The following is a 24,006-nucleotide window of genomic DNA, read 5'->3' as shown; positions in this document are numbered from 1 at the left end:
GGAAGGGAAACGCATGGCCACACCCAGTGCCGCCACCACCTCGCCGACCGCTACGGCGGCGCCGCCACGCCGCCGGTCGCGGTGGCTGCGGGCCGTCGCCGCGCCGCTGTGCGGTGCGCTGCCGGCGCTCGCCTTTCCCGCGCCGTCGCTGTGGTGGACGGCGTACGTCTCCCTCGTCCCGTGGCTGTTGCTGCTGCGGACGGCGCGGACGAACCGGCGGGCGGCGCTGGAGGGCTGGCTCGGCGGCCTCGGGTTCATGGTGGCGGTGCACCACTGGCTGCTGCCGAGTCTGCATGTGTTCCTGCTGGTGCTGGGGGCGCTGCTCGGTGCGTTGTGGGCGCCGTGGGGGCCGCTGGTGCGGACGTTGCTGGGCGGTGCGCCCGGAGTGCGGCGGTGCCTGGCCGCCCTGGTGCTGGTGCCGTCCGGCTGGCTGATGGTCGAACTGGTCAGGTCCTGGGAGCAGTTGGGCGGCCCGTGGGGGCTGCTCGGCGCCGGGCAGTGGCAGGTGCCGCCCGCGCTGCGGCTCGCCTCGCTGGGCGGGGTGTGGCTGGTGAGCCTGGTCATCGTCGGGGTGAACACCGCGCTGGCGCAGTTGGCCGCGCTCCGCCGGGCCCGGACGGTCGCCGTCGCCGCGCTGCTGATCTGCGCGGCGGCGGTGACCTGCGTCCGGTACGCGGCGCCCGTGCCGCGCCCCGGCGGCACGGTGCGGGTCGCGGTCGTCCAGCCGGGGCCGGACGGCGGTCCCGGCGAGCGGCTGGCGCGCGCCGAGGCGCTGACCCGGGGGCTGGCGGGCCGGGGCGTACGCCTGGTGGTCTGGGGTGAGAGCAGTCTGACCCGTGATCCGGCGGACGATCCGGCGCTGGCCGGGCGGCTCGCCGCACTGGCCCGGAGCACCGGCGCGGATCTGCTGGTCGGGGTGGACGCGCCGCGCGCCGGGCGGCCCGGCATCTACAAGAGCGCGGTGCTGGTGGGGCCGGGCGGGCCGACCGGCGACCGGTACGCCAAGATGCGGCTGGTGCCGTTCGGCGAGGCGATCCCGGCCCGCCCGCTGCTGGGCTGGGCCACCCATGTGGGCAAGGCGGCGGCCACCGACCGGATGCGCGGCACCCGCCAGGTGGTGATGGACCTGCCCGCCGCGCACGGTCTGCCGATCGGCCCGCTGGTCTGCTTCGAGACGGCGTTCCCGGACATGAGCCGGAGCCTGGCCGCCGACGGCGCGCGGATGCTGGTCGCGCAGTCCTCGACCTCGACGTTCCAGGACAGTTGGGCCCCCGCGCAGCACGCCTCGCTCGGCGCGCTGCGCGCCGCCGAGACCTGGCGCCCGATGGTGCACGCCACGCTCACCGGCATCAGCGCGGTCTACGGCCCCCGGGGCGAACCGGTCGGCGAACGGCTGTCCACCGACCGCAGCGCCGCCGCCGTGTACGACGTACCGCTCGCCCGCGGCACCAGCCCGTACACCCGGTTCGGCGACTGGCCGGTGTACGCGGCCGTGACGGCGCTGGTCCTGGCGGGCGCGGTGGTGGCGGTGCGGCGGGTCAGGTCCGGGCGAGCGCGTCGGTGACGACCCGTTCGCACAGCTCGTGGGTGCGCAGCGCGTCGCGCGCGCAGGGCCGCTCCCCGGCCCGTACGGCGTCGAGGAAGGCGGACACGGCCTGTTCGATGCCGCGCTGGCGGGCGACCGGCACCCAGTCGGCGCGCCGCCGGAGTACGGGCGCGCCGTGGTGGTCGATGACGTCGCCGAGGTTGACGACCTGACGGCGGGCGTCGCCACCGGAGACGTCGAGGATCTCCTCGGCCGAGCCGCTGCGGCGGTTCATGGTGCCGATCGCGGTGAATCCGTCGCCGGAGAGCTGGAGGACGACGTGTTCCATCAGCCCGCCGCGGATCCGGGCGCGGACGTCGATGTGCTCGATCTCCCCAGGGGCCAGGAAGCGCAGGGAATCGACGACGTGGATGAAGTCGTCGAGCACCATGGTCCGCGGGTCCTCGGGCATCCCGGTGCGGTTCTTCTGGAGCAGGATCAGCTCGCGGGGGTGCGCGAGGCAGTCGGCGTACCCGGGGGCGTGGCGGCGGTTGAAGCCGACGGCGAGGCCGACGCCGCGCGCCTCGGCGAGCTCGACGAGGCGCCGGGCGTCCGCCAGCTCGTACGCGAGCGGTTTGTCGACATAGGTGGGCACCCCGGCGTCGAGGAGCCGGGTGACGATCTCCGGGTGCGCGGCGGTCGGGGCGTGGACGAACGCGGCGTCGGGCCCGGCGGCGAGCAGCGCGTCCAGATCGGCGTGGCACTGCGCGGCGGGGATCCGGTGGGCGGCGGCGACCTCCCGGAGCGTGGCCGGGGTGCGGGTCTGCAGGTGCAGTTCCACCCCGGGCCGGGCGGCGAGCACCGGCAGATACGCCTTCCGCGCGATGTCCCCGAGCCCGATGCAGCCGATCCTCATACACTCTCCCGATGCCGGTCGGCCGCCCGGCGGCGGGCCGTCCGGGTGGGGAGTTTACGGGCCGGGGGCCGGGACGGGGCCCGGCGGGACAGCCGCCCGGCCGCGCCGCCCGGTGCCGGAGGGTCGTGGATCCGCGCCGCCCGGTGCCGGAAGGCCGTGGATCCGCGCCGCCCAGTGCCGGAAGGCCGTGGATCCGCGCCGCCCAGTGCCGGAAGGCCGTGGATCCGCGCCGCCCAGTGCCGGAAGGCCGTGGATCCGCGCCGCCCAGTGCCGGAGGGCCGTGGATCCGCGCCGCCAGGTGCCGGAGGGTCGTGGATCCGCGCGGTCCGTCGCCCCGAAGGGCGGACGTCCCGGAGCGCCGGAACCCGGACCGCTCCGCACGCCTCCGCCGGGACGGTCGCTCAGCCGGCCGCGCGCTCACGCCCGGCACGGCGAAGGAGCGCGACTCATGTCCCGCGTACGTATGTTGCGCGCGGCCGGTGTGAGCGCCGCCGTACCGACCGGCGGCCTTCCGGCCACCGCGGGCCCGGCCGCCGCCCGGACGGTCTCCGGCGCGGCAGCCACGAGCGGCCGGCTCGCGGCGGCGTCGGCCTGCGCGTGCAGTCGGCCGTCGGACGGGGGCCGCGGCGCCCCGCCGTCCGCCCGGAGGAGGGGACTCCGGGGCGTCCGGCGCGTGCCCTCGGGGGGCTTGGGCGGCACGGGGGGCGATCTCCGGGACCGGCGGGGCATGCGGTCCACGGTGACTGCCGGGGGCTCGTTCCGCCTGTGGCGCGGATGCGGCAGGGGGCGCCGCGCGTCGTCCGGGCACCCTCGCGATCACCCCTGCGGGGACTTCCCCCGCCCGTACGGCCGGGTAAAGCTGCAAGGATGCACCGTTTGTCCGCTCTCGTCGTCCTCTCGGTGATGGTCGCGGCGACCACCACCGGGTGCGTGACACTCCCCTCCCGGCCGGCCCCCGGGGGCTCTCACCCCGCGCCGCCCGCCCCCATCGGCCGGCCCGGACCCACCGCGCCGTCAGCCCCGCGGGACCGGCTCGGGCCGGTGATCCCCCAGCCCTCGCCCCGGCGGCCCGACGCCGCCCGCCGGGACGCACCACCGCCCGACAGGCCCCCGCGGCGCGGCGGCACCCGCCACGGCACGGGGTCCGGCGCCGGGCCGCTGCCGCCCGGGGGCGCGCCCGCCCGGGAACGCGCTCCCGCGCCGCCCCCGTCCTCCCGGCCGCCCCGCCTGGGCAAACTGCCGTCCGGCGCGGAACTGTGCGCGCTGGGACGGAAGTACGGCCGCTGGCAGCAGGACGGACCGGCGCTACGGATCTGCCGGCAGACCTACGGCTGACGCCCCCGGCCGGGGCGTGCGGCGCCGGCCGGACCGGTCGCGGGCGAGGGCCGGGCCCGTCGCGGTGCCGGGGGCCGGGCCCGTCGCGGCACCACCGGGCCACGGCGCGGCCCGGCTTCGGCGCGGCGCCCGGCCCTTGTGCTGCGCCGGTCAGCGGCTACCCGGCGCGCCGCCTGACTCTGGCGCAGCGCCGGTCAGCGGCCGCCCGGCACAGCGCCCGGTCCCGGCGCGGGCGCCCGGTCAGCCGCCGCCCGGCGCAGCCGCCCGGTCCCGGCGCGGGCGCCCAGCCTGGCGCGAGCGCCCGGTCAGCGGCGGCCCGGGCCGCCGTCCAGCCGCGTTCCGAGGCGGTCGATATCGGCGTACAGCGTCTGGCGGTGGGCTCCGTCGGGCAGCGCGGCGGTCCAGGTGCGGGCGCGCAGCAGATGTGTCCGGGCGTCCGCGGGGCGCCCCAGCGCGGCGTAGTCGGCGACGAGACTGAGGTGCAGCACCGGGAAGAGCGCGCGGAGCCCGGCCAACGGCCTCCCGGGCCCGCGGCGTTCGCCGTCCCCGCCGAGGCCATCGCCCCGGGCCCGGCCGTCGTCGGTACGGCGCTCGCCCGCTTCCGCCGGGTCACCGCTCGTCCCTCCGCGCGTCCGCGGGCCGTCGCTGCCGCCCGGCCGCTCGTCCGGAACGGCCGGTCCGGCGGCCGCGCCCGGGGCCTCCGTCACGTCCCGGGCCAGGACGGACCCGGCCCCCGCCACGAACGCCCCGTCCGCCCCGGGCCCGGGAAGGCCCGCCGACTCGGCGACGTCCGCCCCCGGTGCTCCGGCGCCCCGTGTGGTGACGAAGCCCTCGGCCGCTTCCAGGGCGGTGAGGTCCCAGGTGAGGCGGGCCTGCGGGGTGTCCTGGGTGGCGGCGAGGTAGTGGGCGAGGGTGCAGCGGTGGAGCGGGTCGGCGGCGGGGCCGATCTCCTGCCAGAGGGCGGCGAGGCGGTTGCGCGCCTCCTCCCGGTCTCCGGCGCGGTGCAGTATGACCGCCTGGCCGATCCGGGTCGGTACGCCGCCCTCGGCCGTCCGCTCCTGCTGCCGCTCCGTCACGCTCGCTCCCACGTCGGTCCGCCGCGGCTCCGGCACCCGCCGCTGCTTCCCGACGCTAACCGCCGGGCGCCGCCCCCGCGCGGTGTGGGCGCCACGCCCGGGACGCGCGGCGGCCACCCCCGGACGGGCCGCGCCCCGCCCCGGGCCCGGACGGCGCCGGGCCCCGTCAGCCCAGGTCGGGGATGCGCCAGTCGATCGGGGCGTGTCCCTGGGCCGCGACCGCCTCGTTGATCTGGGTGAACGGGCGGGAGCCGAAGAACTTCTTCGCGGACAGCGGCGAGGGGTGCGCGCCCTGCACCACCGCATGGCGCTCCTGGTCGATCAGCGGCAGCTTCTTCTTCGCGTAATTGCCCCAGAGGACGAAGACCGCCGGGTCGGGGCGGGCGGCGACGGCGCGGATCACGGCGTCGGTGATCTTCTCCCAGCCCTTGCCCTTGTGGGAGTTGGCCTCGCCCTCGCGGACGGTGAGCACGGCGTTGAGCAGCAGGACGCCCTGGCGGGCCCACGGCATCAGATAGCCGTTGTCCGGCACGGGGTGGCCCAGCTCCTCCTTCATCTCCTTGTAGATGTTCCGCAGCGACGGCGGGGTCTTGACGCCGGGCCGCACCGAGAAGCACAGGCCGTGGCCCTGCCCGGCGCCGTGGTACGGGTCCTGGCCGAGGATGAGGACCTTCACCTGGTCGTACGGCGTGGCCTCCAGCGCCGCGAAGACCTCGTCGTGCGGCGGGTAGACCGGCCCCTGGGCCCGCTCCTGCGCCACGAAACCGGCCAGCTCCTCGACGTACGGCTTCGCCAGCTCCTCGCCGAGGGCGCCGCGCCAGGACTCGGGCAGCGTGTCGGTGACCACGTGAACAACCTCCGGTGTGCGTTCGGTATCTCGCACTCCAGAACCTACCGGCGACCACTGACAACGCCGCACCGCGCGGGCACCGCCCCGGCCCGGCGGCCCCGGTCCGCCGCCCGGACGTGCGCGGGGCGCCGGCCCGCAGTGACCGGCGCCCCGCCGCTGAGATGGCCGGCCGCCCGGCTACAGCCCGGCGTTGAGGGCGAGCCCGCCGTCGACGACGAGCGTCTGGCCGGTGAACCAGCCCGACGCGTCGGAGAGCAGGAACGCGGCGGCGCCCCCGATGTCCTCCGGCACGCCCAGCCGCCCCATGGGGTAGGAGGCCGCGGCCTCCTCCTCACGGTTCTCGTAGAGCGCCGCGGCGAACTTCGTCTTGACCACCGCGGGCGCGATGGAGTTGACGCGGACCACGGGCGCGAATTCGTGCGCGAGCTGCTGCGAGAGGTTGATCATCGCCGCCTTGCTCACGCCGTACGCGCCGATGAACGGCGAGGCGTTGACGCCGGCGATGGAGGCGATGTTGACGATCGCGCCGCCGTTCTCCTTCTGCCAGGCGTGCCAGGTGCGCTGGGCGAAACCGAGCGCCGAGAGCACGTTGGTCTCGAAGATCTTGCGGGCGACGTCGAGGCCGAGGTCGGCGAGGGGACCGAAGACCGGGTTGGTCCCGGCGTTGTTGACGAGGTAGTCGACCCGGCCGAAGGTCTCCATCGCCCGCTCGACGGCGACGGCCTGGTGGGCCTCGTCGTGCGCCTTGCCCGCGACGCCGATCGCGCGCTCCGCGCCGAGCCGCTCGGCGGCCTCCTTGAGGGCGTCCTCGTTGCGGCCGGTGATGACGACCCGGTCGCCGCGGGCCACCAGGGCCTCGGCGATGCCGTAGCCGATACCGCGGCTGGCGCCGGTGATCAGCGCCACCTTGCCGGAGAGGGCGGGGAGCGCGCTGTGCTGCTCGGTCATGTGTGGTATCTCCCGGTGGATGGTGCGATCAGTTGAGCGGGCCGCCGGCGACGTACATGACCTGGCCGGAGACGAAGCCGGCCGCGTCGCCGGTGAAGAAGGCGATGGCGTTGGCGATGTCCGCCGGCTCGCCGACGCGCCGTACCGGGATCTGGGTGGCGGCCGCGGCCTGGAAGTCCTCGAAGCCCATGCCGACGCGTTCGGCGGTGGCGGCGGTCATGTCGGTGGCGATGAAACCGGGGGCGACGGCGTTGGCGGTGATGCCGAACTTGCCCAGCTCGATGGCGAGGGTCTTGGTGAAGCCCTGGAGACCGGCCTTGGCGGCGGAGTAGTTGACCTGGCCGCGGTTGCCGAGCGCGGAGCTGGACGAGAGGTTGACGATCCGGCCGAAGCCCGCGTCCACCATGTGCTTCTGGCAGGCCCGCGCCATCAGGAACGCGCCCCGCAGGTGCACGTTCATGACGGTGTCCCAGTCGGTGTCGCTCATCTTGAAGAGCAGGTTGTCGCGGAGGACACCGGCGTTGTTGACGAGGACGGTGGGCGCGCCGAGTTCGGCGGCGACCCGCTCCACGGCCGCCTCGACCTGTCCGGCGTCCGAGACGTCGCAGCCCACCGCGAGGGCCCGGCCGCCGGCCGCGGTGATCGTGTCGACGGTGTCCTTGCAGGCCGCCTCGTCGAGGTCGAGTACGGCGACGGCGCGGCCCTCGGCGGCCAGCCGGACCGCGGTGGCGGCGCCGATGCCGCGGGCCCCGCCCGTCACGATGGCGACGCGCTGCTCGGTGGTGGACATGCGGGTTCTCCCTAGCTCGGAACCGACCTCGACAAGCGGTGTGCCGCACCGTGCCCGAGTGAGCAACCGCTTAGTATCTCCAGCACCGGTGACGCTAGAAGCCCGGCAACCCCCTGTCAACGCCCATCGCCGCGCCGTTACGCAGCTCACCCGCGCGGGCCGCCCCCGCACACGCGGGAGCCGGAGCGCGGCCCGTGGCCCCGCTCCGGCTCCCGCTGCCCGTGCCCCGCCGCTCAGCGCACCAGCAGCTCCAGCAAGCGCCCGGCCTCCGCCGCCGGATCGCGGGTCAGACCGGTGTGCACCGGTCCCGGCTGGACGATGGTGCTGCGCGGTGCGATGAGCCACCGGAAGCGGCGGCCGGCGTCCTCGCCCGCCGCCTGTCCCGCCCGCTCACCGCCGTGGCAGACGCCCTCGACGGCGGCGAGGGCGGCGCGTACGCCCTCCACGTCGGCGGCCGGGTCCAGTGCGAGCAGCCGCGCCTCGTCGAGGTGGGTGCGGGCCTCGACGAAGCGGTGGGCGCCGCAGTAGACGACCACTCCGGCGTTGATCATCTCGCCGCGTTCGACGCGGGGCACGACCTTCAGGAGCGCGTACTCGAAGACGTCGCGCCCGTTGTGCAGTCCGGTCACTTCACTGCCCTCCGCGGGGGAAGCTTGCCGGCCAGCCACTCCGGCGCCCGGGACGGTCCGTCCTGGGTGCGCTCCCCCAGGGTGATGTGGTCGCCGATGACCTCGGAGCGGGCCAGCAGCGTCCGGACGTACGCGGCGCGCACCTCGTCCGGGGAGGTGAAGCCGGGCTCGTCGGCCAGCCATTCGTCGGGGACGTCGGCGGCGACCTCGGTGAGCAGGCCCTCGGTGATCTGCGGGGCGAACTCCGCCGCGGCCGAGGCGAGATCGGGCGCGAAGGTGGCCAGTACGTGGTCGGACGCGTCGTACGGCTTGACCGCGGCCTTCTCGGCGCCGGGCCAGTTGTGGTGCCAGATCATCGTGGCGCCGTGGTCGATCAGCCACAGCTTGCCGTGCCAGACCAGAAGGTTGGGGTTCCGCCAGGACCGGTCGACGTTGTTGATCAGCGCGTCGAACCACACCACACGGCCCGCCTCCCGCGCGCCCACCTCGAACGCGAGCGGGTCGAAGCCGAGAGACCCGGGCAGGTAGTCCATCCCGAGGTTGAGCCCGCCGCTCGCCTTGAGCAGCTCCTGAACCTCCTGATCGGGCTCGCCCAGCCCGATCACCGGGTCGAGCTGCATCCGCACCAGCTCCGGCACCCGCAACCCCAGCCGCCGCGCCAGCCGCCCGCAGATGATCTCCGCGATCAGGGTCTTCCGGCCCTGGCCCGCACCGGTGAATTTCATGACGTACGTGCCGAGGTCGTCGGCCTCGACGATCCCCGGCAGCGATCCCCCCTCTCGCAGGGGTGTCACATATCGGGTCGCAATGACTTCTGTCAGCATTTCCCCAGGCTATACGGCCCTCTGACCTTGGGAATCACGACGGGGCGACAAGACCCTCCGACCTGGCGGTCCGACCTGAATCCCCTGGGGAGAATCTGGGGAGTTCCGTCCAGCGAGCCGTTTCCCCCGCTCCCCGAGCAGACCGTCGAAGGCGCCGCGTCCCTTGCTGCCAGCTTCCGGCACGAAGCGGGCACAGTAACTGAGAGTGATCGCGGGCGAGGAGTGCCCGAGCCATCGGGCAAGGGTTACGACGGACTCTCCGGATTCCAGCACGACCGAGGCGTAGGTGTGCCGAAGCACGGGGAACCGTCCTTCGGGGCCGCCGCCCACTGCCAAGATTTCGCCCCTCGGCACGTGGCGGGATGACTCCCGCCTTGGCCAAGGCGGGCTTCCAGGTGCGGGTGTTCCATGTGTTAACCGCCACAGCGTTACCGAAGCGCGTGGTGAGCAACAGAGAGTGCTTCTTCCTCTCCCCCTCCGGCTTCCCCCACGGCAGCTCCACCTCTACCGGCGGGAACGCTTCGATGTGAGGCTTCAGTCACTTTCAGTTTCCTCCTGTACCACGACGCCAACGGCGACCGCGGCGCGTGGCGGGCATTCACCCCCCGGCGGCGAGCAACTTGAGGAGTCGGGCGGGCGCGTCCATGAAGTCGTAGTGGCCGCCCTCGACGACGTGGAACTCGACCGAGTCGGCGTAGCGGCGCCAGCCCTGGAGGTCCGCCAGGCTCACGTCGGTGTCCCGGCTCCAGTGCAGGACGGTGATCGGGCAGTCGATCCGGGCGGGTTCGGTGCGCCGGTAGGCGCCGGCGGCGGCGTGGTCGCGCAGCAGCACGAACATGCCCATGTCGATCATGTCGGGGCGGGGTTCGATGCCCCGGCTGCGCAGGAACGTGACGAGTTCGGCGCGCAGTTCGTCCTCGCCCAGGGTGAGCATCCGGTCGCGGACGGCCTCGTGCGGGGCGGGCTGGCCTGAAACGAACAGTCGCTGGGGGGTGGGCAGGCCGGCGGCGGCCAGGCGCAGCACGCTCTCGTAGGCGGGCAGGGCGCCCGCGCAGTGCCCGAAGAACGCGAACGGCATGTCGAGCAGCGGGGCGAGGGCTTCGACGAGCTGGTCGGCGAGGTTCTCGTAGCTGGTGTGGTGGGGGTGGGCGAGGCGGTTCTCGCGGCCGGGGAACTGCACCGGGCAGATCTCTGCGTCGCCGACCGTGGCGGGCCAAGCGCTGAACGCGGAGGCGCCGGTGCCGGAGAAGGGGAAGCAGAACAGGCGGGCGGCGGGCGCACCGGCGGCGGGAGGCCGGACGAACCACGGCGGGGCGGGGGCGGGTCCGGTCGTCATGGGGTGAGCCGTTTCCGGGCGGCGATGGGCAGGTGGGTCATGCCGGCGATGAAGTAGGAGCGCAGGTGCTCCGGTTCGCCGGCCAGGTCGAGGGAGTCGGACCGGTGCAGGAGTTCCTCGAAGAAAACGCGCAGGGTCAGGCGGGCCAGCGGGGCACCGATGCAGAAGTGCGGGCCGAACCCGAAGGCGACCTGCCGCTTGGCGTTGGGGCGGGTGATGTCGAAGGTGTGCGGGTCGGTGAACTGGGCGGCGTCCCGGTTGGCCGAGCCGATCCACGCGACGACCGCTGCGCCGGCCGGGATGACGCCGCCCGCGACGGGGACGTCGGTCGCGGCGTGGCGCATGAAGTTGCAGGCGGCCGAGGTCCAGCGCAGCCCTTCCTCGACCAGGTTGGGGATCAGGGCCGGGTCGGCCTGGGCCTTGCCGAACTGTTCGGGCCGCTCGATGAGGGCCTGCACGGTGCCGGAGACGGTGTGCGGGGTCGTCACGTTGGCGCCCAGCAGGATGCTGTAGCCGTCGAGGGCGATCTCCTGGTCGCTCAGCGGTGCCCCGCCGGGACGCACGCTCATCAGGTGGTGGAGCAGGCTGTCGTCCTCGGCTCCCACGTCACGGCGTTCCTTGACCCACTCGGTGACGTAACTGACGAGTTCGTGGTGGGAGATGGCCAGGGTGGCGGCTTCACTGCCGAGCTGGAAGTGCGGGTCGGAGGGGGCCGTCACCATGGCGGTGAGCTGGACGAGTTCTTCCCAGTCCTTCTCAGGGATGCCCAGCAGCGGGCCGGTGACGATCGCCGGAAGGAGCAGAGCTTTCTCGGCCAGGTCGAACACCTCGCCGTCCAGGGCCGGCTCCAGGAAGCGGGTCACCGACCGGCGGATGGAGTCCTCCCAGGACGTGACCGCGCGGGCGGTGAGCTTGGAGCCCAGCGGTCTGCGGACCTCGGTGTGCCGGGGCGGGTCGGTGGAGGTGAGCAGCACACCGGCGGCGACGTCGTCCTGGCCGAGGTGGGTGGGCACGGTGCCGCGTTCGGAGGTGAACGCGCGGTGGTCGCCCAAGACGCGGCACACGTCCTCGTAGCGGGTGACCGACCAGAACTCGCGTCCGTCGGGCAGGACCTGGTGGTGCAGGGGCGCCTTGGCACGCATGGCGTCCCAGACGGGGTGCGGGTCGCCCGTGCCGTAGAGGTCGAGGTCGAACAGGTCGACGGTGTCGAGGTCGATGTCGCGCGCGGGGCCCGGCGTCAGTCTCATGTGCCGGACCTCCCCTGCTCGATCAGCCCGGCGACGCGGGCGGGGGTCTGCGCCAGGTAGAAGTCGCGGACGGAGAGCTGGACGCCGTAGTCGAGCGCCACCCGTTCGATGATCTTGATGCCGATCAGCGAGTTGCCGCCGAGGGCGAAGAAGTCGTCCTCCGCCTCGACCTCGGGGCAGCCGAGGAGTTCCCCCCACAGTGCGGCGATTTCGTGCACCAGCGGCACCGGGCCGCCCGAGGGTGCGTCATGGCGTTGTGCGGTCTCGTCCTGTCCACCTCGCGGGTGGATCACCTGCGGTGCCGATTCCATGGTCAGGGCTCCTTCCTCCGCCGATCGGGAGTTCCCGCTCGGTCCCGTAGTTCTGGTGTGAGTGTCATCTTTTGCCTGGCCGCGGGGGCTGGTGCGCTGCTCCGCCGACGGCACGGTGACGAGGACGCCCGCGGCGGGCCCTCTTCGGGCACAGGCTTCGTCGGCCGGTTGGTGAGGTACGCGTGGACGTGAGGGCGGCACACGCGTTGATGCGTGCCGAGGGGCCAGGTGCCGGGTCCTTCCCGAGCGGCATTGCGGCCGCGGTGAGGGTGTGGCCGAAGGCGCCTCTCAACGCGTCCGATGTGGCGAGTGACGCCTTCAGCCGTCGGCAGGTGCCCCTCACGACAGTCCGGACGGGGTACGTGTCAGCCTCGGCTCATCGAAGGTTCGTGGAACATCTCCCGGAGTTTCGCCCGGTCGATCTTCCTGTTCGGTGTGGAGGGGAGCTCCTCCAGTTCGATGAAGTGTCTGGGGAGCATGAACCGGGGCAGGCGGGAGGCACACGCACGGAGCAGGTCGTCCCGATCGACCTCCGCGCCGGTCGCGCGGGTGTAGTACGCCGCCAACTGCGTGGACGCGGCAACTTTGACCCCGACGACCGCGGCTCGACGGACACCGGCGACCCCGGCGATCACGGACTCCACCTCACCTGGCTCGACCCGGTAGCCGTTCACCTTGAGCTGGTCGTCGAGCCTGGAGACGAAGTGGAAGTCGGTGCCGTCGAACGTGACCAGGTCTCCGCTGAAATAGCAGCGACGCATGCTGCCGTCCCGGTGTGCGACCTCCCGGAATCTCTTCGCGGTGAGCGTGTCGTCACCGGCGTACCCGATCCCGACGCAATTCCCGGCGATGACCAGTTCCCGGGTCTCGCCGGCCGTGAACGGGCGCAGCCGTCCGTCCACGTGACACAGCAGCTCCGCATCGACGACAGCGGTGCCGATGGGCGGCCGGTCGGGCCAGCCGGTGACGTCACCCGTCAGCCGGTACTGAGTGACCACATGCGTCTCGCTCGGCCCGTACTGGTTCACCAGCGTCAGGTCATTGTCGGCACAGAACTTCCGCACCTCCTCGTTGATCACAAGCTGTTCACCCGCCACCGAGATCTCCCGCAGACTCGGTGTCCTCACGCCCGCGACACACGCGGCGGTGGCCAGTCCGTGCAGTCCGACCACCGGCTGGAAGAGCCGGGCGACATCGTGCTCGCGAATGATGTCGACCAACGTGAAGGGGTCCAGCCTGTCCTGATCGTTCACCACGACCAGGGTCGCACCGGCAAGCCAGGTCGCCACCGTGTCCTCGTAGACCATGTCGAACCCGATGGACGACATGTGCAGCGTGTTCGGGGGCCGGTCATGGCTCCACCGCCGGACGTGCCAGTTACCCAGATCCGCCAGAACGACCGGTGGCACCGCGACAGCCTTGGGTTCGCCTGTCGACCCGGAGGTGGGGATGACATAACAGAGCGGTCCGGTCGCGACCTCGTCCCGCCTCGCTCCCCGAATCGATCGGAAAGTGTGCTCCGCGACACCCGCCTCGACCGGTGCGCACTCCTCGGCCCGCAGGATCATGGCGCAGCCGGCGCTGTTCACCAGTTTGCCGGTCCAGGCGGGCGGCATGGCCGGGTCGATGGACAGTACGCCGGCTCCGACGCGCCACACGCCCAGGACCGCCGCACAACGGGACCACGAACGGGTCGAATGCACGTCGACGACGTCACCGGGGCCGATGCCGTGCGCGGCGAGGCCGCCGGCGATTTCGGCCGACACCTCGTCGAGCTCGGCGTAGGTATGGGAGACGCCGTTGTCGATGACCGCGACCGCGTCCCGGTGCCGGGTGAGGGCGTCGATCAGCGTCCGGATCAGTGAGACATCGAGGTCGCTCATGCGATCAGACCTCCGTCGACGAGCTCCAACGGCCGGTAGTCGCGCGATGCCACGAACTCCGGGCGTGGACTGGACACTTCGCGCAATTCGTTGTCGACACTGTTGTAGCTGACGAACGCCATGGTCCGGTCGGTCGGCGACATGTTCGCACCGGAGCCGTGCGCGATGCAGGGGTGGAAGAACAGCAGGCTGCCGGCGCGTCCGGCAATGGACCGGATCTCCGACTCCGCGGTCACCTTGGCCATCTGTTCGGCGTCCAGCGCGAACTCCAGCTTCGCCGAAAGGTCGGTCTCCCACGGCGACGTACCCTCGGGCTCGGGACGCCACGGGGCTATCGCGCCGTTTCGATGCGAACCGGGAACGACCAGTAGCGGGCCGTTGTGCTCGGTCGCGTCGTCCAGCAGCAGCGCGACGTTGACCGCCCGCGGTTCCGGCATGCCGTCCTTGGCCCCCCAGACGCTGTAGTCCTGGTGCCATTGCCACACTTCTCCGCGCAGCGCCTGCTTGGCGTTGACCTTGCACTGGAACACATGCACTTTGCTGTCCAGCAATTCCTCCGCCGCGGAAAGCAACTCGGGCAGACGCACCAGCCTGGAGAACAGCGCGCCCGTGGTGTGGCAGCCGTGGATGCCCCGCACCGTGGTCCCGTCCTCCTCGAAGATCCGCCCAGGGTGCTCGGTCCCGTAGAGATCGGTCACCTCACGTCGCAGAGCGGCGATATCGCCGGCATCGAAGACGTCTTCGAGGAGCAGGAACCCTTCGGACCGGTATTCCGCTATCTGACTTTCGGTGAGCATAATGCGATGACCTCTCTGTCCGAATTTCCGGGGTGATGTAAATCGTTACGCAGGTCTGGCCGGAGAAGAAATACTTCTGTCCGGGCAGAACCGGCCGGGGCGCTTTACGAAAGAGCGCCCCCATGGCGTCACAGCCTCGATCCCCATTCGTCGACCGCCGTACCGATACCGAACACACGCCGTCGTACGTCTCATTCATCCTCGACGCCGTGGGCCGCTGTCCGTCCGGGCATGGCCGCACGGAATACGCCGCTGGTCCGCGACCAGGTCGCGCCGCCTGGTGATGGAAGGCGTGGCGACCGTCGTTCCCGGCGGTGTCAGGGGGCGAGGGCGGTGTGGGAGTCGATGTAGGCGGCGATCGACGCCACGGTCGGGTTGAGGAACATCTGGTCCATGGGGACCTCGGCGCCCAGTTCCTCGATGAATGCGCCCTGAATCCTGACCATGATCAGGGACTGGCCGCCCAGGGCGAAGAAATCGTCGTCCGAGGTGATGTCGTCACGCTGGAGTTCCCGGCACCAGATGGCGCGGACCCGGTCGGCGGTCATCGCGTTCCTCTCGTTCGTCATCACGGCCAAGGGTCTGGTCATGCCGCGGAGTCGCTGTCGGTGCTCCGGCCGCGGCAGATGTCCGCCAGAACGGCGCGGTCCACTTTTCCGTGCGGGCTCAGTGGAAGGCGCAGGATGTTCGTGAACCGGGACGGCACCATGTTCCGCGGCAGAGCCGACAGCAGACGGGTGCGCAGGTCGTCCTCGGCGAGGTCCTTGCCCGAGGGGACGACGAACGCGTTCAGTTCGGCTTCGCCGCCGTCGTCGTAGGTGACCACCACGGCCGCCTCGCGGACGCCGGCCAGCCTCCCCAGAGCGCGTTCGACGTCGGTGGGGTCGATCCGCATGCCCCGCACCTTGACCTGGGCGTCCATCCGCCCGGCGACGACGAGATCACCGCTGTCGTCGATCCGGCCGCGGTCCCCCGTGCGGTACAGGCGCACAGGCGTCCCCTCGATGTCGATGGTCGTGAACTTGGCGTTCTCGGGGCCGCCGGCGCCCAGGTAGCCCGCGCCGACGCCGGCCCCGGAGATGCAGATCTCGCCGTACCGGCCCGCCTCGACCTCGCGCAGTTCGCTGTCCAGGAGGTGGACGGCGGTGTTGTGGGCGGGCCGGCCGACCGGGGCGATGCCGTGCTCGCCAGGCCGGTGGTGCGCCAGGTCGTAGGAGGTGGCGACGTCCGTGCACTCGGCGACGCCGTACTGGTGCAGCAGGGTGCAGGTGGTGTCCGGGCGGCGCGCGAAGCGGGCGAGGCGTTCGCTCTTCAGCGCCTCCCCGCCGAACAGTACGTAGTCGAGCCGGGCGAGGGCGTCGCCGCCGCGCGCGTCCTCCCAGTCGACCAGCAGGTACAGGGTGCTGGAGGCGCAGTGCACGACGCGGATGTCGTACTGGGTGAGCATGCGGTAGGCCAGCATGGCGTCGAAGTTGCGGCTGGCCATCAGGTGCTGGGTGGCGCCGCAGAACAGTGGTGTCATCAGGGCGCGCTGGGACAGGTCGAAGCCGAAGGCGGAGACGACCAGGTGGTGGGAGCCCCGGTGCAGGCCGTAGTCGAGCTGGAGCCAGTTCATCAGGTTGAACCAGCCCTCGTGGCGGATCGCGGTCAGCTTGGGGATGCCGGTCGAGCCGGAGGTGAACACCGCGTAGCAGAGATCGTCGCCGGTGACGTGGACGTCGGGGACGGTCGCGGGAAGGGTCGCCAGATGGCCCGTGAGCTGTTCGAGGTCGATGACCTCGGCATCCGCGGACTCGACGATCGCGGCCGTCGCCGGGGAGGCCACGATCAGGGCGAGGTCGGGCACCTGCCCGAGCAACAGCCGCAGGCGGGCTGCGGGGTAGGTGGGATCGAAGGGCACGTAGGCCGCGCCGGCCTTCAGGGTGCCGAGGATGGCGACGATCATGTCGATCGAGTAGTCGAGGCAGACGCCGATCTTCGCGCCGCGGCCGTGGCCGCGTGCGGTGAGCAGGTGCGCGAACCGGTTGGCCCGCGCGTCGAGTTCCGCGTACGTCACCTGCCGGCCGGACCACACGACGGCGACGGCGTCGGGGGTGGCCCGTACGTGCTCCTCGAAGCGGCGGTGGACGACGGGCGTGGGCGGCAGGGCCACCCGCTTTCCCTGAAGTTTCATCAACTGACTCCGATGTACGAGGTGTCCGGTCGGGCGCGCCGCCGCGGCACCTGGGTAGAGGGTTCGTCCCGGGCGCACCGGGGCGGTGCGCTCTCGGGCGCTCCGGTGTCCGGCGCTCCGCGGCACAGGCCGGTCCCGTTCGGCTCGGCGAACTCCAGGCACTCGGCGGTCTCAGATGTGCTGCCGCATCGGGGTGAAGTCGACCAGGAGCACCGCACGCTCGCCCGTCTCCGGGCCGGCCCCGCGCCTGATGGGTGACACGTAGTGGCTGACCTTCTCATCGGTGACGCCGTAGGACTCCAGCGGCTTGATCAGTTCGAAATCGGCCAGAGCCTCGCCCTCGGGCACGTCCTCGGGCAGCTTGCCCCGGTACTTCGGCGGCGCGATCACGTTCCGGCCGCCGACGACGTTGCGGCGATGGACCAGGTGCGCGAAGACGAACGGCTCGCCGTCCTGATGCAGCTCATTGGGCGAGGAGATGGCCTCGTGTCCGGGGTCGTCCACCGCCAGCTTGATCAGATGCACCCCGACGTGCAGCGGGAACGCCGCGTCGTTCCGCGACCATCGCGTCTGGTCGAAGTCGAAGGACAGGATCTTGTGGATGATCGGGTTGTTCCGGGCGGTTTCCCTCATGGCGGGCAGCTTGCGGACCACGCCGACATAGTCGGGGTTGTGGTCGGCCTGCCAGTAGCCGTTCATCCACCCCTGTTCGCCGAGGTGCGTGTCCGGAATCCAGCTGAACTCTCGCGACCAGGGGAGGAAAATGCCGCGGGCGTAGCGGCGGTTGCGCCCTTCCTCCGTCGCGTAGGGGTCCGGTGGCAGGTCGACGAACTCGGCGCGAAGGCTCTGGAAGGACGCGTCGGATTCGGCTATCCCGAATTCCTCGGCGAGGTCCCAGCGGGCGAATCCGTTTTCGACGAGGGCGGGCAATTCGGTCAGTGTCTGCATGACTGTCCCCAAGCAGTGGTCGTGAGGGCTGGACTGTGGTGGCTGTCGGTTCGGGTCGTCAGACCGTGGCGAGCCTGCGCGCCGGACGGACGACCACTTGGCGCCGGCGTCCGCGCCGGGTGGAGAGCTCCACCCGCGGATCGTCGTCGAAGAGGTCGAGGCGGAGCAGGCGTTCCTCGCTCCAGCCGAGGAACCGGAACTCGCCGGCTCCCAGGTGCAGCAGCTCCACGGGCGCGCGCCCTTCGACGCGCAGGACCAGGCCCTCGTCCTCGGCGGTCACTTCGGCGGCGAGGACGCTCTCCTGGTCGTCGACCACGGGGAGCCCCCATTCCATGAAGGAGGACGGCACCGCGAAGGTGCAGCTGAACTCGGCGAGTTCGCGCGACGTGAGCGGCAGCACGGGGCGGTAGTAGGCGATGTCGCTGGTAGGCAGCTCCGCCCGGAAGCTGTCCGGGAACAGGGCCAGCAGCTTGTCGTTGGTGGCGCAGTCCGCGACCAGGTGGACCCGGGTGCGGTCGCCGGCGTTCCGCAGCGAATGCGGTCGTTCGAAGTCGGCGTACCAGAGCGTTCCCGGCTGCCACCGCTGTTCGACCCCGTCCATCACCAGTACCGCCCCGGGATTGGTGACCAGCGGGATGTGCAGCCGTACGTAGCCGTAGGGAAGCCCGAGCGGAGTGTCCGAGTGCTCTTCGACGGACGCACCGGGGGCCAGGGCCATCAAGCGGACGCTGCGCAGTTCGGTGCCCAGTTCGGACAGGATCTGACGGAGGTAGGGCGTCTTCGCCATCAAAGGCGTGTCGGCGAACCCGTCACGTCCCGGGCCACCGGGGTCGGTGCGCCGGAGGTCCCCGCCCGGCGCACGCAGGGAAAGAACCCTCCAGTCCACATCGGATTCCTCTCCGACGACACCGTCCTCCAAGGACCGTTGCAATGCCCAGAATTCGGAACCGCTGAGCTCCACGAGGTCCGATTTCAGTCGGTCGATATCCAGGTCGTCCCGTAGCATCACTGCGGCCGGAAGGTTTTCCAAGGAGCTTATCTCTTTCATGAAGACCTCGCTTCAATGAGATTTTTCACTTTTCCTTGCTGTCGAAATCATACTTCTCTGTCGCGCCGGGAAATCGCCTGACGGCGGGCAGAAGCAGCCAGGACACTTCAGGACATGACCTTTCCCGCCTCGGCCGCAAGAATGGCACGATCGGATTCGGGGAAATCGCGCAGTCTTCGTATCGGGCTGCACAGCAAAATGGCTGTTGCCAGCACGTGCAGACCGGTCATCATCCACATCGTTTCCCGGATACCGGACAACTCGCCGAGCGCGCCGCCGAGCAACCCGCCGACAGCGATGGCTCCGAAGCTGATCACGGCCGCGCTGGCGCTGATGCGCCCGATCAGGTCGGGTGGGCAGTACCGCTGGCGGAAGGTGTCGGTGATGATGTTCGCCGCGACCACACCCGCGCCGACACCGACACCGCCGACCACGAAGAACGCGAGGCCGGCCCCCGGGCCGGTCAGCGGAAACAGCACCGTGAAGGGCGCGGCGCCCACCAGGCAGATCACCACGGCCCGCGCGCTGCCGTATCGCCGGGACACCCGGTGGGACAACAGCGCTCCGAGGACTCCGCCGAGACCGCACAGCGTCAGCACCGCGCCGACCGCGGCCTCGCCGACCCCTACCGTCCGTACCAGGAAGGCCACTTCGATCGAGCTCAGGCCGGTCAACGCGATGTTGGACACGGCGCTGAATATCGCGAGTGTGCGCAGGACGGGATCCCGGAACAGGAATCTCAGGCCGTCGCCGACCTCGGTGCGCAGCCGGCGCCGCCGGGCCTCCGGGGGCGGCAAGGGCGGCGGTCCGGTGATCCGGATCGCCCGCAGACAGAACCAGGACACCAGGAAACTCAGCGCGTTGGCCACCAGTCCGGCGACGGCACCGAATGCCTGCACCAGCATTCCGGCCAGGCCGGGGCCGATGACCTCGGCTGTCGACTCACTGCCCTGCAACCGCGCGTTGCCGGCCAGCAGCTCCGTGTCAAGGAGCAGTGCCGGCAGATACGCACGTTGCGCGGTGGTGAAGAAGACGTTGGCGCAACCGCAGACGAAGGCGGCGGTGAGCAGGTGCGGAATGGTGAGCACGGCTGCCCAGGCCGCGACCGGAACACTGAGGACAGCGACGAAGGAAACGGCATCGGAGACCAGCATCACCGGGCGCCGGGGAAGGCGGTCCACCCAGGCGCCCGCGGGCAGACCGAGCATCAGCCACGGCAGATGGGCGACGGACGTCAGCAGTCCGACGACGAAGGTGCCCGCGTGCAGGGTGAGGACGGCGACGAACGGCAGCGCCACCACGGCGATCCCGTTGCCGAGCAGACTCGTGGTCTCCCCGAACCAGAACAACCGGAACTCGCGCCCGGACACCGAGCCTTGGGGGGCCCTGCCGCTCATCGTTCCCCCGCCGTGGGCCGCGGAGTGTCCAGCAGGGCGAGTTTCCCGGCAAGGATGGCGCCGATCCGCGAAATCGGCTCCGTCTGGGTGATCTCACCGTGGGCGCAGGCGATGTCGTGCACTTCGAGCCTCCCGGTCACGTGGTCACGCCAGGATTCCGGTGCGGGGGCGTCCTTGGGCTTCCCCTCCGTGGCGGACATGAACACCATGTCCCCCCGGTACGTCCGGGGCCGGAGTTCCTCGTAGATCCGGTCGTTGTCCACGAACACCCGGGCCAGCGCGGCGGCTTCCTCACGCGTCAGCCATTCGAGCGTGCTGCCCGGTCGGCGGACCGTCCGCTCATAGTCGTCGAAGCGCAGCGGCTTCTCGCCGCACCCGGAAAGGTCGTACCCCAAGGAACCGAGGAGTTCGGTGAATGTCTCCGAGCCGCCGTCTTCGAGTGGCCGGTGGCCGGACACCGAATCGGGCGGGTAGCCGTCCAGCAGTACGAGCAGGTCGACCTGGGCCCCGCGGTCCTGGAGGTCGGTGGCCAGGAGGTGGGCGAGCACGGCACCGAAGGACCATCCGATCAGCCGGTAGGGCCCTTCGGGTTGGACGGACCGGATCTGCTCCACGTGATCCTCGACCATCTGGCGCCAGGATCCGCCGCATGCCCTCGTGTCGTTGAGGCCTTTGGCTTGCAGGCCGTATAGGGGGTAGCCGGCGTCGATGTGGCCGAGCAGGCCCGCGTAACCCCAGCTGATCCCGGCGGCCGGATGCACGCAGAACAGCGCGGGACGATCGCCTCCTGTCCGCAGGGGGAGCAGGGGTGCCAGCGGGTCGTGGTGCGCGCCCGCGGCCAGCCGGTCCGCCAGATCGGCGACGGTGGGCGCCTGGAACAGGTCCACGATGGTGAGCTGGCCGCCGAGCACCGCTCGTACCCGGGAGAGCAACCTGACGGCCAGCAGGGAGTGGCCGCCCAGATCGAAGAAACTCTCCTCGGCTCCGACCCGGCCCAGCCCCAGGACCTGCGCGAACAGGTCGCAGAGGACCTCCTCGTAGGGGCCGCGTGGGCCACGCGACGCCGGACGGTGCGCCAAGTCCGGGGGTGGCAGCGCGTCCCGGTCGAGTTTCCCGTTGGGCGTCATCGGCAGCCGTCCCACCGGCTGGAAGAACGACGGGATCATGTGGTCGGGCAGGACCGAGGCCAGCCGGTTGCGCAGCTCGCGCGGGTCGAGTGCGTGGTCCGCGGCCGGCTGCACGTACCCCACGAGCCGCTTGTCGCCCCGTGCGTCCTCGCGCACGGCCGCGGCGGCCTGGGCCACGCCGGGGCAGTCGGTCAGCGCGGCCTCCACCTCGCCCAGCTCGATCCGGAAGCCCCTCACCTTGACCTGGTCATCGAGGCGGCCCAGATAGTCCAGCCTGCCCTGGCGGTCCCACCGGACCAGGTCACCGGTGCGGTACATGCGGCTTCCCGCCTCCCCTTCCCCCACGTAGGGGCAGGCGACGAACCGTTCGGCGGTCGCGGTCGGGCGGTTCAGATAGCCGCGGGCCACGCCGGGGCCCGTCACGTACAGCTCGCCCGGCACACCCGGCGCGACGGGTCGCAACCGCTCGTCGAGCACGAAGACCCTGGTGTTCCCGATCGGTCTTCCGATCAGCGGGTGCGGGCTGTCCGCGGTGTCCCACCACAGCGCGTCCAGAGTGCATTCCGTGGGGCCGTAGAGGTTGTAGCAGAGCGTGCCGGACGCCTCCCGGAGGCGGGTCCACAGCGACTGACCGACGGCTTCCCCACCGAGCAGCAGCACCTGTGGCGCCCGTGGCCCGGACAGCAGGCCCTCGTCGAGCAGGTGCTCCGCGTAGGTGGGGGTGACGTCGAGGACGTCGATCCCGGCGTCCTCGACGTAGGCGGTCAACGCGGCGGCGTCGCGCCGGACGTCGTCGCGGATGACATGGAGCTCATGTCCCGCCAGCATCCAGAACAGCGCCTCCCACGAGGTGTCGAACGACAGCGAGGCGGTGACGGCGGACCTCAGCCGCCGGCACGCCGCGGCCTCGGTGCGCGCGATCAGACCCGCGCGGTGGAAGGCGTAGAGGTTGCCCAAGGCGGAATGCGGCGTCACCACGCCCTTGGGACGGCCGGTGGATCCGGAGGTGTAGATGACGTACGCGGCGCTGTCCGGCAGTACACGGCACTTCAGGTCGGCCACGGGGCCGGATGGCGTCTCGATCCGGTCGGCGAACACCGCGGGCAGCTCGCCGAGCCGGTGCGCCGCCGCGGTCGCGGTGTCCGTGACGACGGCGACGGGTGCGGCGTCGCACAGCATGTGGTCGATGCGGTCCGGTGGGTATTCGAGGTCGACGTGCAGGTAGGCCGCACCCGTCTTGAGTACCGCCAGCATCGCGACGACGGACTCGGCCGACCGGGGCAGGGCCAGCGCGACCACCCGTTCCGTCCCGGCTCCCTGAACACGCAGACGACGTGCGAGCACGTTGGCACGAGCGTTGAGTTCGGCGAAAGTGAGTCTCGTGCTCGCGCACACCACCGCGGTCGCTCCCGGCGTTCGTGCGGCCTGCGCCTCGAACAGCTCCGGCACGGTGGCCGGCGAGGCGGGCCGGGCGGTGTCGTTCCACGCGACGAGGGCCTGGTGCCGGTGTTCGGCGGAGAGAGGATCGGCGTCGCCGATGGGGCGGTGCGGGGCCGAGACGAGTTGCCGCATCAGCCTGGGCAGGGCATCGGCGATGTGGTCGGCGGTGGCCCGGTCGAACAGGCCGGTCGCGTACTCAAGGGATCCGTCGATGCCGGCCGCTTCTCCGTCCGACGTGCGATGCTCCCGGAAGTCGGCGGACAGGTCGAACTTCGCCACCTCCCAGCCCAGTTGCTCCTCGGTGCAGGTCAGGCCCGGCAACGAGAGCGTCGCCTCCTCACCCCTGGACAGGGTGAGCATGACCTGGAAGAGCGGATGCCGTGCCAGTGACCGTTCCGGGTTCAGGTCCTCGACCAGCCGCTCGAAGGGAACGTCCTGGTGGTCGTAGGCGGCGAGATCGGCGTCCCGCACCCGGTGCAGCAGCTCGCTGAACGTGGGATCACCGGCCACGTCGCTGCGCAGTACCAAGGTGTTCACGAAGAAACCGACGACGCCTTCCAGCGCATCATCCGGGCGTCCCGCCACCGCGGTCCCGATGGGGATGTCCGTACCGGCCCCCAGCCGTGACAGCAGTACCGCGAATCCGGCCTGGAGCACCATGAAGGTGGTGCACCCGTGGTCGGCGGCGACCGCGAGGAGGCGGCGATGCAGGTCGCCGTCGAGCTTCAGCGGCACGCAGTCACCGCGGTGGTCGGCGATCGCGGGGCGCGACCGGTCGAACGGCAGGTCCAGCTCGGCGGGCAGCCCCGCCAACCGCTCCCGCCAGAAGGACAGCTGTGTCGCGAGCGGGCTCGCCGGGTCTTCCTCCTCGCCCAGCAGGTCACGCTGCCATACGGCGTAGTCCCGGTAACTCACCGGAAGCGGCGGCCACCGGGGTGCCTCGCCCGCGGCCCTGGCGCGGTACGCCGCGGCCAGGTCGGTGAGCAGTGGCTGCCAGGACCCCTCGTCGCAGGCGATGTGGTGGAGTACCAACGCCAGCACGTGTTCCCGCGGTGCCAGCGCGAACACCGTCGCCCGGACGGGGAGATCGGCCGTCAGGTCGAAGCCGCGGCCGACGGTGGCGGACAGCGCGTCGGTGAGCCCGCTCTCGTCGCACGCGACCACGTCCAGCTCGGGTCGTCGGGCAAGTACACGCTGTACGGGTTCGCCCTCGACACCGGGGTACACCGTGCGCAGCACTTCGTGCCGGTCTGCCAGGTCGGCGAGCGCCGCCGCCAGGGCGGGGCGGTCCAGTTCTCCTCTCACCCGGATGACGAGCGGGCAGTTGTAGACCGCCGACCCGCCGTTCACACGATTGAGGAACCACAGCCTCCGCTGGGCGTAGGACACGGGCGTCATGCGCAACT

20 protein-coding genes are annotated in these 24,006 nt (G+C 71.7%); 2 read left to right on the top strand and 18 right to left on the bottom strand.

The features are described 5' to 3' along the window. Window positions 1-13: 13 nt before the first annotated feature. Window positions 14-1,564 carry an apolipoprotein N-acyltransferase gene (gene lnt, locus ACGH2B_RS26800; RefSeq protein ID WP_399095062.1) on the top strand — a complete coding sequence of 517 codons (1,551 nt, stop codon included), beginning with the start codon at window positions 14-16 and terminating at the stop codon, window positions 1,562-1,564. Here the strand turns inward: lnt and ACGH2B_RS26795 are convergent. Further along, window positions 1,539-2,441 (bottom strand): Gfo/Idh/MocA family protein, encoded by a 903-nt coding sequence (locus ACGH2B_RS26795; RefSeq protein ID WP_399095059.1) that lies wholly within the window; start codon window positions 2,439-2,441, stop codon window positions 1,539-1,541. The genes lnt and ACGH2B_RS26795 overlap by 26 nt on opposite strands. Window positions 2,442-3,317: 876 nt before the next feature. Between ACGH2B_RS26795 and ACGH2B_RS26790 the strand changes: the two genes are divergently transcribed. Further along, window positions 3,318-3,776: a hypothetical protein gene (locus ACGH2B_RS26790; protein WP_399095056.1), complete on the top strand. Its 459-nt coding sequence runs from the start codon at window positions 3,318-3,320 to the stop codon at window positions 3,774-3,776. A gap of 305 nt (window positions 3,777-4,081) precedes the next feature. Here ACGH2B_RS26790 and ACGH2B_RS26785 read toward each other — a convergent pair whose 3' ends face one another. The 17 genes from ACGH2B_RS26785 to ACGH2B_RS26705 all read right to left on the bottom strand — a co-directional run bounded on the left by ACGH2B_RS26785 (window position 4,082) and on the right by ACGH2B_RS26705 (window position 23,998). After that, a complete protein-coding gene (locus ACGH2B_RS26785; protein WP_399095053.1) occupies window positions 4,082-4,852 on the bottom strand; it encodes a hypothetical protein in 771 nt (256 codons plus the stop codon). Between the two features lie 166 nt (window positions 4,853-5,018). Beyond that, window positions 5,019-5,699: a uracil-DNA glycosylase gene (locus ACGH2B_RS26780; protein ID WP_399095050.1), complete on the bottom strand. Its 681-nt coding sequence runs from the start codon at window positions 5,697-5,699 to the stop codon at window positions 5,019-5,021. A gap of 180 nt (window positions 5,700-5,879) precedes the next feature. Continuing rightward, window positions 5,880-6,650 carry an SDR family oxidoreductase gene (locus ACGH2B_RS26775; protein ID WP_399095047.1) on the bottom strand — a complete coding sequence of 257 codons (771 nt, stop codon included), beginning with the start codon at window positions 6,648-6,650 and terminating at the stop codon, window positions 5,880-5,882. Between the two features lie 28 nt (window positions 6,651-6,678). Beyond that, window positions 6,679-7,440 (bottom strand): 3-oxoacyl-ACP reductase FabG, encoded by a 762-nt coding sequence (fabG, locus tag ACGH2B_RS26770; RefSeq protein WP_399095044.1) that lies wholly within the window; start codon window positions 7,438-7,440, stop codon window positions 6,679-6,681. Window positions 7,441-7,673: 233 nt separating this feature from the next. Continuing rightward, window positions 7,674-8,069 (bottom strand): DUF3037 domain-containing protein, encoded by a 396-nt coding sequence (locus ACGH2B_RS26765; protein ID WP_399095041.1) that lies wholly within the window; start codon window positions 8,067-8,069, stop codon window positions 7,674-7,676. Then, window positions 8,066-8,893, bottom strand: a complete 828-nt coding sequence (locus ACGH2B_RS26760; protein ID WP_399095038.1) for a HipA family kinase — start codon at window positions 8,891-8,893, stop codon at window positions 8,066-8,068. Before ACGH2B_RS26760 ends, ACGH2B_RS26765 begins: the two co-directional genes overlap by 4 nt. A gap of 598 nt (window positions 8,894-9,491) precedes the next feature. Continuing rightward, a complete protein-coding gene (locus tag ACGH2B_RS26755) occupies window positions 9,492-10,229 on the bottom strand; it encodes a thioesterase II family protein (RefSeq protein WP_399095035.1) in 738 nt (245 codons plus the stop codon). Beyond that, entirely contained in the window at window positions 10,226-11,476 is a 1,251-nt protein-coding gene (locus ACGH2B_RS26750; RefSeq protein WP_399095032.1) for a cytochrome P450, read from the bottom strand. The genes ACGH2B_RS26755 and ACGH2B_RS26750 overlap by 4 nt, the downstream gene beginning before the upstream one ends. Beyond that, window positions 11,473-11,787, bottom strand: coding sequence for a phosphopantetheine-binding protein (locus tag ACGH2B_RS26745; protein WP_399095028.1), 315 nt, complete (start codon window positions 11,785-11,787; stop codon window positions 11,473-11,475). Before ACGH2B_RS26745 ends, ACGH2B_RS26750 begins: the two co-directional genes overlap by 4 nt. Window positions 11,788-12,152: 365 nt before the next feature. Then, entirely contained in the window at window positions 12,153-13,670 is a 1,518-nt protein-coding gene (locus ACGH2B_RS26740; protein ID WP_399095025.1) for an AMP-binding protein, read from the bottom strand. Beyond that, window positions 13,667-14,467: a phytanoyl-CoA dioxygenase family protein gene (locus tag ACGH2B_RS26735; RefSeq protein ID WP_399095023.1), complete on the bottom strand. Its 801-nt coding sequence runs from the start codon at window positions 14,465-14,467 to the stop codon at window positions 13,667-13,669. The genes ACGH2B_RS26740 and ACGH2B_RS26735 overlap by 4 nt, the downstream gene beginning before the upstream one ends. Window positions 14,468-14,784: 317 nt before the next feature. Continuing rightward, window positions 14,785-15,036 carry a phosphopantetheine-binding protein gene (locus ACGH2B_RS26730; RefSeq protein ID WP_399095021.1) on the bottom strand — a complete coding sequence of 84 codons (252 nt, stop codon included), beginning with the start codon at window positions 15,034-15,036 and terminating at the stop codon, window positions 14,785-14,787. A gap of 17 nt (window positions 15,037-15,053) precedes the next feature. After that, window positions 15,054-16,640, bottom strand: coding sequence for an amino acid adenylation domain-containing protein (locus tag ACGH2B_RS26725; RefSeq protein ID WP_399095018.1), 1,587 nt, complete (start codon window positions 16,638-16,640; stop codon window positions 15,054-15,056). 171 nt (window positions 16,641-16,811) lie between these two features. Further along, window positions 16,812-17,588 (bottom strand): 2OG-Fe dioxygenase family protein, encoded by a 777-nt coding sequence (locus tag ACGH2B_RS26720; protein ID WP_399095015.1) that lies wholly within the window; start codon window positions 17,586-17,588, stop codon window positions 16,812-16,814. Between the two features lie 58 nt (window positions 17,589-17,646). Continuing rightward, the gene (locus ACGH2B_RS26715) at window positions 17,647-18,594 is read right to left on the bottom strand and encodes an aspartyl/asparaginyl beta-hydroxylase domain-containing protein (RefSeq protein WP_399097361.1); all 948 of its coding nucleotides are present in this window, start codon (window positions 18,592-18,594) and stop codon (window positions 17,647-17,649) included. Between the two features lie 149 nt (window positions 18,595-18,743). Next, window positions 18,744-20,006, bottom strand: a complete 1,263-nt coding sequence (locus ACGH2B_RS26710; protein WP_399095012.1) for an MFS transporter — start codon at window positions 20,004-20,006, stop codon at window positions 18,744-18,746. 23 nt (window positions 20,007-20,029) lie between these two features. Continuing rightward, complete coding sequence (locus ACGH2B_RS26705; RefSeq protein ID WP_399095009.1) at window positions 20,030-23,998, bottom strand: amino acid adenylation domain-containing protein; 3,969 nt, start codon at window positions 23,996-23,998, stop codon at window positions 20,030-20,032. Window positions 23,999-24,006: the final 8 nt, after the last annotated feature.

Origin of the sequence: Streptomyces sp. BBFR2 (assembly GCF_044497305.1) — a bacterium.
In the GTDB taxonomy this organism is placed as follows: domain Bacteria; phylum Actinomycetota; class Actinomycetes; order Streptomycetales; family Streptomycetaceae; genus Streptomyces.
This window is presented reverse-complemented; position numbering and strand designations above follow the sequence as displayed.

What these genes read in the sequence shown, in the direction of transcription:
- fabG (WP_399095044.1), bottom strand. Translation starts at nt 7,440, where the DNA reads ATGTCCACCACCGAGCAGCGCGTCGCCATCGTGACGGGCGGGGCCCGC.
- ACGH2B_RS26720 (WP_399095015.1), bottom strand. Translation starts at nt 17,588, where the DNA reads ATGCAGACACTGACCGAATTGCCCGCCCTCGTCGAAAACGGATTCGCC.
- ACGH2B_RS26795 (WP_399095059.1), bottom strand. Translation starts at nt 2,441, where the DNA reads ATGAGGATCGGCTGCATCGGGCTCGGGGACATCGCGCGGAAGGCGTAT.
- ACGH2B_RS26755 (WP_399095035.1), bottom strand. Translation starts at nt 10,229, where the DNA reads ATGACGACCGGACCCGCCCCCGCCCCGCCGTGGTTCGTCCGGCCTCCC.
- ACGH2B_RS26725 (WP_399095018.1), bottom strand. Translation starts at nt 16,640, where the DNA reads ATGAAACTTCAGGGAAAGCGGGTGGCCCTGCCGCCCACGCCCGTCGTC.
- ACGH2B_RS26760 (WP_399095038.1), bottom strand. Translation starts at nt 8,893, where the DNA reads ATGCTGACAGAAGTCATTGCGACCCGATATGTGACACCCCTGCGAGAG.
- ACGH2B_RS26775 (WP_399095047.1), bottom strand. Translation starts at nt 6,650, where the DNA reads ATGACCGAGCAGCACAGCGCGCTCCCCGCCCTCTCCGGCAAGGTGGCG.
- ACGH2B_RS26715 (WP_399097361.1), bottom strand. Translation starts at nt 18,594, where the DNA reads ATGCTACGGGACGACCTGGATATCGACCGACTGAAATCGGACCTCGTG.
- ACGH2B_RS26730 (WP_399095021.1), bottom strand. Translation starts at nt 15,036, where the DNA reads ATGACGAACGAGAGGAACGCGATGACCGCCGACCGGGTCCGCGCCATC.
- lnt (WP_399095062.1), top strand. Translation starts at nt 14, where the DNA reads ATGGCCACACCCAGTGCCGCCACCACCTCGCCGACCGCTACGGCGGCG.
- ACGH2B_RS26745 (WP_399095028.1), bottom strand. Translation starts at nt 11,787, where the DNA reads ATGGAATCGGCACCGCAGGTGATCCACCCGCGAGGTGGACAGGACGAG.
- ACGH2B_RS26705 (WP_399095009.1), bottom strand. Translation starts at nt 23,998, where the DNA reads ATGACGCCCGTGTCCTACGCCCAGCGGAGGCTGTGGTTCCTCAATCGT.
- ACGH2B_RS26740 (WP_399095025.1), bottom strand. Translation starts at nt 13,670, where the DNA reads ATGAGCGACCTCGATGTCTCACTGATCCGGACGCTGATCGACGCCCTC.
- ACGH2B_RS26750 (WP_399095032.1), bottom strand. Translation starts at nt 11,476, where the DNA reads ATGAGACTGACGCCGGGCCCCGCGCGCGACATCGACCTCGACACCGTC.
- ACGH2B_RS26735 (WP_399095023.1), bottom strand. Translation starts at nt 14,467, where the DNA reads ATGCTCACCGAAAGTCAGATAGCGGAATACCGGTCCGAAGGGTTCCTG.